Here is a 9,343-nt window from a genome sequence, read left to right as displayed (position 1 = left end):
ACCTCGTCAATGGTCTGGAGTCTTTGGGTATGGAGTCGCACGATCATGCTCCGATGATCCCAAACTCCAGACCGCCTTCAGGCTCATCTCACCCTGGAATCGCGCGCTTCGCTCAGGCTCATGTGTCATTGGACAAGGCTGGATATTGTCGTCCACCGGCACGCGCGGTAGCTTGACGATGCCGCACTCGATGGCGTCCATTAGCGAGAAATCGCTCATCGTCCAGGGGAACAGCGTGCCCTCGGCATAGCCCGAGCCGGCGAGAAAGAACGGCGTGGCCGACAAATCGAAAACGGTCGAGACGCCAATCCGCCGCTTGGTGGCTTCAAGGCCGGTGATCCACAGCCGCGCGGCTTCGGTATTTTTCTTGGCCTCGTCTTTCGCGTCGCCCTTGAGTTTGGCGGCGGTGTTATCGGCATCCGGATCGCCCGGCTTTTCGCGGTAGCAGTGGTGCGCCTCGTCGTTGATCGCGATGATGTGTTTCAGACCCATCAGCTCCGGCATCACGCGCGCCAGCATTTCGCCTTCGGTTTCGAGGGTTTCGATGTGCTCGCCGTGCCGGCCGTTGATCAGGGCGCGTCCGCCCTTGGACAGTTCGATTTTCTCGCGGCGCTTGAAGGCGTGGTAGTTGGTGATCACGATCTTTGCCGCACCCAGATCGCGCTGCATGTCCTCCGGCACCAGTTCGCGGGTCTTGTAGTAGCTGTTGGGATCGTTGGGTTTGAGTACCTGCAGGCGGTCGCGGATGGTCAGGCCCGGCGCTACGACGAGAAAGCCTTTGGTAAACAATCGGCTGTTGGGTCGGCGCACGGCGTTGACCGTCTGCCAAGCGATCAGCATGGCCATGACCGTGGTCTTGCCGGCACCGGTGGCGAGTTTGAGCGCGATCCGAAAAAGATCCGGGTTGGCCGCGGCGTTGGCGTTGCGCAGGTGTTCGAGCGTGCTGCGGCCGAGGTTGCCGATTTTGGGCGCGACCTCGGTCAGCCAGATGGCGGTTTCGGCGGCTTCGACCTGACAGAAGAAAGGACGCAGATGGCTGAACTCGTGATGGCGCCAATGCTTGAGAAGCCGCGCGGTTTCGGGCGTGACTTTCCACTGCGATTCGGGCAATTGACGCCAGCGGTCGACCTGCGCGCGCACGCCGTTGATGATCGCCGCGTGCTCGTATTGTTGCTGCTCGCTGGAAAGGCCCCGATCGTCGCCGTAGCCGAGCTCACGCTGCTCACCCGCTCCGCGCTGGCGGCGGGGCTTTGGAATCGGCGTCAGAAATTCGGCGCGCCGGCGCTTGTCGATGATTTTATGCGTAGGCCGGCCATCGTCGTCGATCTCCCAGTGCTGATTCGGGTAGCGATAGGGCGAGTTGAGGATAGGGTGTTCAAAAAAAGCGCGGCTCATGGCGTTTCGCGAGTCGTCGGGCAGGTTTGTTCGCCGTCTGAAATAACGGCAGCGTGATTTATTTTTCGGCAGTCGATATTGAGGTGCTAGCGTTGGAGTGGCAAGAGCCGCTTCGTTTTCGCCGACATGCTCAGCACCGCTTTTCGGTATATGCGCTCGGTTCGGCTATCGACGCGAATCCGCCACGGCTGAAACGCTACAATGCCGCAGTGCGCGGCGCCGGGGCCTGTCGCTCCTCAGGTTGCCGCAAAACTTGTCTCTCGCCGCAGGAAGCCCGAGTGTCCGACGCCAACGTCACCACCGACCGCCGGCCCTGGATTCTGGCCGCGCTGATGCTGTCGATGATGCTGGCGGCGATGGACACGACGATCGTATCCACCGCGATTCCGCAGGTGGTGGGCGATCTGGGCGGTTTTGCGCTTTTCACGTGGGTATTTTCAATCTATCTGCTGACCCAGACGGTCACGATCCCGATCTACGGCAAGCTGGCCGACATCTACGGCCGCAAGCCGATCCTGATCGTCGGCAGTCTGATCTTTCTGGCCGGGTCGGCGGCTTCGGCGGCGGCGCCGGATATGCTGGCGCTGATCGTGTTTCGGGGTATTCAGGGGCTGGGCGCGGGCTCGATCATGGCCATCGTCAATACCCTGGCGGGCGATCTGTACAACCTGCGTGAGCGCGCGCGTATTCAGGGCTTTTTGTCTAGTGTATGGGGTATCTCGGCGATTGTCGGGCCGACGCTGGGCGGGGCGTTCGCCGAATATGTCTCGTGGCGCTGGATCTTTCTGATCAATCTGCCGATCGGGGTCGGCGCGATTGCGCTGCTGAGCCTGTATCTGCACGAATCGGTCGAGCGCGAGCGCCATGACATTGACTACGCCGGTTCGATGGCCGTGCTGGTGGCCGTGGGCACGCTGATCTTCGGGCTGCTACAAGGCGGCACCGCCTGGCCTTGGCTGTCGTGGCCGAGCTTGGTCGTGTTCGCGGCGTCCGCGATCCTTCTCGCAATCGCGGTGTGGACCCAGCGTCGCGCCGCCGAGCCGATCATGCCGGGTTGGCTTTGGCGTCACCGCGCACTGGCCGGCGTCAATCTGTCGATGGTCGGCATGGGCTTCGTGGTGATGGGGCCGAACGCCTATCTGCCGACGTATGCGCAATCGGTGTTCGGCCTGGGCGCGGTTACCGCCGGGCTGGTGCTGGCGTCGATGAGCATCAGCTGGCCGACCGCCTCGGCGCTCGCCGGCCGGGCCTATCTGCGCATCGGCTTTCGGGATACGGCGCTGATCGGCAGCGTGCTGATCACGCTCGCGGGTGGCGCATTCCTCGCGCTGCCGTACGGCGTGCCAGTCTGGGCGGTCGTAATCGATCAGGTGGCGCTCGGCGCCGGTTTTGGGCTGTTGTCGACCTCGACATTGGTCGGCGCGCAGACCTTGGTAAACTGGCGCGAACGCGGGGTCGTGACCGGCGCCAACATGTTCTCGCGTTTTCTCGGCCAGAGTTTCGGTGTGGCGGTGTTCGGCGCGATCTTCAACGCCACGCTGACGGCGCGTCTGGACGCGGCGCCGGCCGATCTCGCCGCGCATCTGCCGGACAATGTGGACGCCGTCATGACCGCACTGCACGGCACGCATATCGGCGGCGCGGCCGCATCTTATTTGCGCCATGCCATCTTTGCCGCGACCCATCATCTGTATATCGGTCTGGTGATCGTCGCGGTGGCCACATTGCTCGCCGTGCTCTGCATACCGCGCGGTTTCGGGGCGACCACCGCCGCCCGTAGCGGCTGAGCCGTTCCCAGCGGTCGGCCGGTGGGCGATGCGCGCCGGTTAGGCTACGCCGTAGCGCTCGCGGTAAGCGCGGATCGCGGCGACGGTCTCGGCGCTGTAACGATCGCGCGCGTAGCCGATCACATCGTCCAGATTGGCCACGGCGACGGTGGCGATGCCTTCGTCTTCGGCGAGCGCTACCAGCGGCGAGCGGTTGTCGGCGCCGCGCTCTTGTCGGTCGAGCGCGATCAGCACGCCGGCGACTTCGGCGCCGGCCGCCCGGATCGGGCCGATCGCTTCGCGCACGGCGGTGCCGGCGGTGATCACGTCGTCGACGATCACCACCCGCTTGCCCAGCGGGGCGCCGACCAGTGAGCCGCCTTCGCCGTGGTCCTTGGCTTCTTTGCGGTTGTAGGTGAACGGCACGTCGAAACCATGATCCGCGAGTGCGCAGGCGAGGCTCGTCACCAGCGGAATGCCCTTGTAGGCGGGGCCGAACAGGCTGTCGTAGTCGATGTTGGAAGCGGCGAGTGCAGCGGCATAATTCGCCGCCAGTCGCTTCATGCCGGCGCCCGAGGCGATTTCGCCCATGTTGAAAAAATAGGGCGAGACACGGCCGGATTTGAGTGTGAATTCACCGAACTTCAGGGCGTCGTACTGATCGGCCAGCGCCAGGAAATCCTGGCTGGTGTCGAAGCGGTCGGCGGGCATGAGGCGCGTTCCAGGCGTTGTCGAAAACGGTTGGCGAGCACGTATGATAAGCGCTGATTTTCAGGGCGGCGAATCCTGGCGCCCGGTTCGATCGGCAAGGAAAACGTGCATGCGGGTGATGTCCTTCAACGCCAACGGCATTCGCGCGGCGCAGCGCAAGGGGTTCTTCGAGTGGATGGCAGCGCAGGATCCGGACGTGGTCTGTATCCAGGAGTTGAAGGCGCAGCAGCATCAGCTCGATGGCGTGGCCGCCTTCTGGCCGGAGGGGTATCACTGCTTCTATGAGGAGGCGACCAACCGTAAGGGATATTCGGGCGTTGCCATCTATTCGAAGCGCGAGCCGGACGAGGTCATTCGCGGCATGGGTCACGCCGAATTCGACGCCGAAGGGCGCTATATCGAGGCCCGCTTCAAGACGTCTCGGGGCGATCTGCGTATCGCCAGTCTGTACGCGCCCTCCGGTTCATCGGGCGATCATCGCCAGGATTCCAAGGAACGCTATTTGGTTTATTTCCTGGATTTCCTGCGCCGGCAGGCCGCGGCACCGGGCGAGTATCTGATCTGCGGGGACTGGAACATCGCGCACAAGGAAATCGATCTCAAGAACTGGAAGAATAATCGCAAGAACTCGGGCTTTCTGCCGCACGAGCGTGCATGGATGGACAAATTGTTCGGCGAAGTCGGGCTGGTGGATGTGTTCCGCGAGATCAATCCCGACGAAGACCAGTTCACCTGGTGGTCGAACCGCGGGCGCGCCTGGGATAACAACGTCGGGTGGCGTATCGATTATCATGTCGCCACGCCGGGCCTGGCCGAGTTCGCCGCGGCCGAATACGTTTATCGCGAACAGCGCCTGTCGGATCATGCGCCGCTGACAATCGATTATGCCGTCGAATTCTGAGTTTCGGGCGGCCGGGCGCGCGCGCCGGCAGGCGGCCCGCCGCGACTGGCGCGCTGCTTTGGCCACCTATACCCGGCCGCGCGTCATCGGCATGGGGTTTCTCGGGTTTTCCTCCGGTTTGCCGTTTCTGCTGGTCTTTTCCACGCTGTCGGCCTGGCTGACCACGGCCGGCGTGTCCAAGACCACGATCGGGTTTTTCTCGTGGATCGGGCTGACCTATTCCATCAAGTTCTTCTGGGCGCCCGTGATCGACCGGCTGCCGCTGCCCGGCTTGACCCGCTTGCTCGGTCGACGACGAGGCTGGATGCTGCTGGCCCAGATCGGTCTCATGGCCGGTTTGTTCGGCATGGCCGGCACCGATCCATCGGCCAATCTCGAACCGATCGTCTGGTTCGGCCTGTTGGTGGCGTTTTCTTCGGCCACTCAGGACGTGACGATCGACGCCTGGCGTATCGAAGCCGTGGCCGGCGATCTACAAGGCGCGATGGCCGCGACCTATCAGGCCGGCTATCGGATCGCCATGCTGATGGCGGGCGCCGGGGCGTTCTATATCGCCGCCGGCGCCTCGTGGTCGGCGGCGTATTATGTGATGGCCGGCCTGGTCGCCGTGGGTATGGTCACGGTGCTCGTGCTTGGCGAGCCGGAACGCGCCGTGACCCGCGATACCGAACTGCGCGAGCAATGGGCCATCGACTGGCTGGCCGCGCGTGCCCACCAGCCGGACTGGCTGTTGGGCATCGAGCGCTGGGTGATTGGCGCGGTGGCCTGTCCGTTCTGGGATTTTTTCGCCCGCTACGGCCGCCGGGCTATCCTGATTCTGTTGGTCGTCGGCCTATACCGGCTGGCGGAAATCACGCTGGGCGTGATGGCCAATCCGTTTTATCTCGATTCCGGCTATACCCCGGAGCAGATCGCCAGCATCTCCAAGATCTTCGGGTTGTTGATGACCCTGTCGGGCGCGGGCATCGGCGGTGTGCTGGTGGTGCGCTTTGGCATTTTGAAGCCGCTGCTGGCCGGCGCGATTCTGTCGGCAGCCGCCAATCTTTTGTTTGCCTGGCTGGCGTCGATTCACCACCCGGGCTTGGGGGCGCTGACGGTTACGATTTCGGCCGAGAATCTGTCCGGCGGATTGGCCGGCTCGGCGTTCATCGCCTATTTATCCAGCCTGACCAATACTGCGTATACCGCAACCCAGTACGCGCTGTTTTCGTCGCTGATGACCCTGCCGGGCAAGTTCGTCGGTGGTTTTTCCGGCTGGGTGGTCGATCACGCCGGCTATGTCTGGTTTTTTATTGATACGGCCATCGCCGGGCTGCCGGTGATCGCGCTGCTGGTTTGGCTATTAATCCGGCATGAAAATACTTCATGCCGGATTAATAGCGCGAGTACGCCACCGCGTGCTCGCCGCGGCCATCGGCCGCGAAGCAATTGAAAATCAAGGACGGACATGCGCCGGCCTTGATTTTTAAGTGCGTTGAAAACAGCTGACCTTTCAGCTGTTTTGGTGCCGAATTAATAATGGCCCGGTCGGGCCCGGAGCAGATGGTTCCATCGAAAAATTGAAAAATACATAAGACCTGATAAAGGAAAATCGCAATGCAAAGCCCACGGATCGTTACCCTTGCTCTGGCTGCTGCGGCGCCGGCAGCTTTCGCCGCGAATGCCGGCGCGCCGCACGCGGTTGACGCCATGGCGTTGTACAGCCAGGGCTCGGCCGTGGTGCAGGACAGCCGTACGATGCATCTTGACGCCGGCGAGCAGAACCTGTCGTGGCCGGTGGTTGGCGCGGTGCAGCCGGGCACGTTCTGGTTGTCGGGTTCCGGCGTGAACCTTGTCGGTTTCGAACTCAACATGAACCGCGGCGATTCGGGCGGGTTGCTGGCCGGGCGCATCGGACGGTCGATCACTGTGAACGCGCCCGACGGCGCGTCGCGCCAAGGCACGCTGGTCGCAGTCGAGGATGACACCGCTTACGTACGCATCGACGATCGCATCGAGCGCATCACGGCGGCCTCGGCCGCCCGAATCAGCTGGCCTGCGGCGAACAACGGTGACAATAGTTCCGGGATCACATTGCATGTGACCGCCGATCACGCCGGCAAGCAGAAGCTCACCGCGACCTATCAGACCGACGCGCCGAGCTGGCAAACCAGCTATACCGGTCGCTTCGACCCGCAAACCGGCCGGCTCAAGCTAACCGGTTCGGCGATCATCGACAACAGCGGCCACGGCGCGCTGAACGCCGACAAGGCGTGGCTGGTCGCCGGCGATACCGCCCGGGCAGAACATGGCGGGCCGCGCCCGATGATGATGGCCAAGATGACGGCCGCCGCGCCGGCACCGGCCGGTCCGCCCGAGCGCGTGGGCGATGTCTATCGCTATTCGCTGGCCAACGGGCTGCACGTACCGGCCGGGGCGACCCGATCGGTGGCCCTGATCGAGCCGATGACCGTGAACGCCAAGCGCCGGTATCGCTTCGAGAACTATGCGCTGAGCGATACCGGCAATGCACGGCGTCACGCCGAGGTGAATCTGTCGTTCGACAACAGCTCGGGCCAGCCGCTACCGGCCGGGCCGGTGCGTATCTATGACGCGGCCCATGCCGCGCAGCTCATGGGCGGGGCCCGGATCGACGACACGCCGGCCGGCGCGCCGGTACGGCTCAACCTGGGCGGGGCCTTCGATATTACCGGTACGCACCGGGTCACGAAGCAGTCGAACGATGACGGGGCGCATATCACGCAAGTCACCGTCGAGCTGTTCAACGCCGGCGACAGCGAAAAACAGGTCACGGTCGCCGAACGCCTGCCGCAGGGCGCGCAGCTCGCCGATAACGCGCCGAAACCCAACGGCGGCTCGGCCCACGCGCCGCAATGGCGGGTCAGCTTACCCGCGAACGGACACCGGACACTGAGTTACCGCTTCACCCGGCCACAATCGTCGTAAGACGCTCGGCCGGCGAAAACCTTATCCGCAGATATACGCCGAGGTTTGTTTTCCTACACAGGCTGCGCCCGCTCCGGCGGCGCTGATTTTGGGGGATCTGTGTAGATCTGCGTTCATCTGCGGATTTATTTCAAGAAATGGGCCCGCAAGTGATGGCTCAATGATCGCGCTGCACGATTTCGCGCGCGATCGCGCGTAGCGGCTCGGCGTTTTCGAACATATCCAGCGCGGCGGTGGCCTCGGTGTAGAGCCGCTGTGCGAACGCCTTGGCTTCGTCCAGGCCCATCAAGGCCGGGTAGGTCGCCTTGTCGTGGGCCACGTCCGCGCCCTGGATCTTGCCGAGCTTTTCGGTGGACGATTCGATGTCGAGCACGTCGTCGCGCACCTGAAAGGCCAGGCCGATCCGGGTGGCGAAGATATCGAGCGCGGCGCGCTGATCGGCCGACAGGCTCTCGGCCGCATCCGCGGCCATGGTCACGCAGGCGGCAAGCAGGGCGCCGGTCTTGAGGTTGTGGATCTCTTCCAGATCCTCGGTCGTGACATCGTCGCGGCCTTCCGCGCCCATGTCGAGCACCTGGCCGCCGACCATGCCGCGCGAACCTACGGCATGGGCCAGGGTCGCGATTTGGGCCGCGCGCGCCGCGGGCGCGTCGTTCAGCCCGCCGTGGGTGGCCACGATTTCGAAGGCCAGGGCTTGCAATGCGTCGCCGGCCAGGATGGCGGTGGCCTCGTCGAACGCGATATGGGTGGTCGGCCGTCCACGGCGCAGGTTGTCGTCGTCCATGGCCGGCAGATCGTCGTGGATCAACGAATAGGCATGAACACATTCGATCGCGGCCGCGGCGCCGTCCACCCGGACCCAGGGCACACCCAGCACGTCGGCCGCGGCATAAACCAGGCGCGGGCGCACGCGCTTGCCCGGGGCTAACACGGCATAGCGCATCGCCTCGTGCAGCCGGGCGGGGGATGTGTCGGCGCCGGGCAGGCAGGCATCAAGCACATGTTCGATGCGTTGGCTATAATACGGGGCTTGAGATTCGTCCATGGTTAGTTCGCCTCCCTGGTGACCGGATCGACGGTCCGGCGGCTCGACTGGCGGGCTAGCTAGCCATTGAACATCGGGTGCGTCAAATTCTTGCGTCACGGGCCCGGTGCGACGACGCGCACGGCGGGGCCGGCGCGTCCGCCACGCTGGAAAACCTGGAAGTCGTTCGTTCATGTCACAAGCCCCAATGCAGACGGATTCCGGTCGGCGCGCGCTGGCCTTTCAGGACGAGATCCTGCCGCACGTCTCGCGCACCTTCGCGCTGACCATCCCGGAGCTGCCGGAAGCGCTGCGGGTGGCCGTGGGCAACGCTTATCTGCTGTGCCGGATCGCCGATACCATCGAAGACGATGCCGAGCTCGATTTCCAGAGCAAGGCGCGCTGGCATGCCGAATTCGTCCAGGTGGTCGAGACTGGCGAATCAGGCGCGGCTTTCGGCGAGCGGCTGGCGCCGGCGCTCGCTGGCGCCACGCTCGAGGCCGAGCGCCGGTTGGTCGCGCATACCGACGACGTGTTGACCGTGTTGCGCGGTCTGCGCGAGCCGCAGCAGGCCGCTGTCGCGCGCTGCGTACGCGTGAT

8 protein-coding genes and 1 pseudogene are annotated in these 9,343 nt (G+C 64.0%); 5 read left to right on the top strand and 4 right to left on the bottom strand.

Annotation, left to right across the window (positions count from 1 at the left end; all coding sequences use genetic code 11):
* Positions 1–141: 141 nt before the first annotated feature.
* Positions 142–1,395: pseudogene (locus VFJ08_RS06095) on the bottom strand (DEAD/DEAH box helicase family protein); the annotation flags it as partial.
* A 278-nt stretch (positions 1,396–1,673) separates the two neighbouring features.
* Here VFJ08_RS06095 and VFJ08_RS06090 point away from each other — a divergent pair.
* Positions 1,674–3,182, top strand: a complete 1,509-nt coding sequence (locus VFJ08_RS06090; protein WP_324996218.1) for an MDR family MFS transporter — start codon at positions 1,674–1,676, stop codon at positions 3,180–3,182.
* Between the two features lie 39 nt (positions 3,183–3,221).
* Here VFJ08_RS06090 and pyrE read toward each other — a convergent pair whose 3' ends face one another.
* The gene (gene pyrE / locus VFJ08_RS06085) at positions 3,222–3,872 is read right to left on the bottom strand and encodes an orotate phosphoribosyltransferase (protein WP_324996216.1); all 651 of its coding nucleotides are present in this window, start codon (positions 3,870–3,872) and stop codon (positions 3,222–3,224) included.
* Positions 3,873–3,981: 109 nt separating this feature from the next.
* On the opposite strand from pyrE, the gene VFJ08_RS06080 reads away from it, so the two are divergent.
* Both VFJ08_RS06080 and VFJ08_RS06075 read left to right on the top strand, forming a co-directional pair.
* Positions 3,982–4,773: an exodeoxyribonuclease III gene (locus VFJ08_RS06080; protein WP_324996214.1), complete on the top strand. Its 792-nt coding sequence runs from the start codon at positions 3,982–3,984 to the stop codon at positions 4,771–4,773.
* Positions 4,757–6,205 (top strand): AmpG family muropeptide MFS transporter, encoded by a 1,449-nt coding sequence (locus tag VFJ08_RS06075; protein WP_324996212.1) that lies wholly within the window; start codon positions 4,757–4,759, stop codon positions 6,203–6,205. Before VFJ08_RS06080 ends, VFJ08_RS06075 begins: the two co-directional genes overlap by 17 nt.
* Here VFJ08_RS06075 and VFJ08_RS06070 read toward each other — a convergent pair.
* A complete protein-coding gene (locus tag VFJ08_RS06070) occupies positions 6,147–6,464 on the bottom strand; it encodes a hypothetical protein (protein ID WP_324996210.1) in 318 nt (105 codons plus the stop codon). The two genes, VFJ08_RS06075 and VFJ08_RS06070, sit on opposite strands and share 59 nt — an antisense overlap.
* Between VFJ08_RS06070 and VFJ08_RS06065 the strand changes: the two genes are divergently transcribed.
* A complete protein-coding gene (locus VFJ08_RS06065) occupies positions 6,463–7,719 on the top strand; it encodes a hypothetical protein (RefSeq protein WP_324996208.1) in 1,257 nt (418 codons plus the stop codon). The two genes, VFJ08_RS06070 and VFJ08_RS06065, sit on opposite strands and share 2 nt — an antisense overlap.
* Before the next feature lie 157 nt (positions 7,720–7,876).
* Here VFJ08_RS06065 and VFJ08_RS06060 read toward each other — a convergent pair whose 3' ends face one another.
* The gene (locus VFJ08_RS06060) at positions 7,877–8,764 is read right to left on the bottom strand and encodes a farnesyl diphosphate synthase (RefSeq protein WP_324996206.1); all 888 of its coding nucleotides are present in this window, start codon (positions 8,762–8,764) and stop codon (positions 7,877–7,879) included.
* Positions 8,765–8,936: 172 nt separating this feature from the next.
* Between VFJ08_RS06060 and VFJ08_RS06055 the strand changes: the two genes are divergently transcribed.
* A partial coding sequence (locus tag VFJ08_RS06055) for a squalene/phytoene synthase family protein (RefSeq protein WP_324996204.1) occupies positions 8,937–9,343 on the top strand: 407 nt, incomplete at its 3' end.

It is taken from the genome of Salinisphaera sp. (assembly GCF_035690525.1).
GTDB lineage: Bacteria > Pseudomonadota > Gammaproteobacteria > Nevskiales > Salinisphaeraceae > Salinisphaera.
The sequence above is the reverse complement of the archived record's forward strand: the minus strand, read 5'-3'. Positions and strand labels throughout refer to the sequence as shown.

What these genes read in the sequence shown, in the direction of transcription:
- pyrE (WP_324996216.1), bottom strand. Translation starts at nt 3,872, where the DNA reads ATGCCCGCCGACCGCTTCGACACCAGCCAGGATTTCCTGGCGCTGGCC.
- VFJ08_RS06080 (WP_324996214.1), top strand. Translation starts at nt 3,982, where the DNA reads ATGCGGGTGATGTCCTTCAACGCCAACGGCATTCGCGCGGCGCAGCGC.
- VFJ08_RS06075 (WP_324996212.1), top strand. Translation starts at nt 4,757, where the DNA reads ATGCCGTCGAATTCTGAGTTTCGGGCGGCCGGGCGCGCGCGCCGGCAG.
- VFJ08_RS06065 (WP_324996208.1), top strand. Translation starts at nt 6,463, where the DNA reads ATGGCGTTGTACAGCCAGGGCTCGGCCGTGGTGCAGGACAGCCGTACG.
- VFJ08_RS06070 (WP_324996210.1), bottom strand. Translation starts at nt 6,464, where the DNA reads ATGGCGTCAACCGCGTGCGGCGCGCCGGCATTCGCGGCGAAAGCTGCC.
- VFJ08_RS06060 (WP_324996206.1), bottom strand. Translation starts at nt 8,764, where the DNA reads ATGGACGAATCTCAAGCCCCGTATTATAGCCAACGCATCGAACATGTG.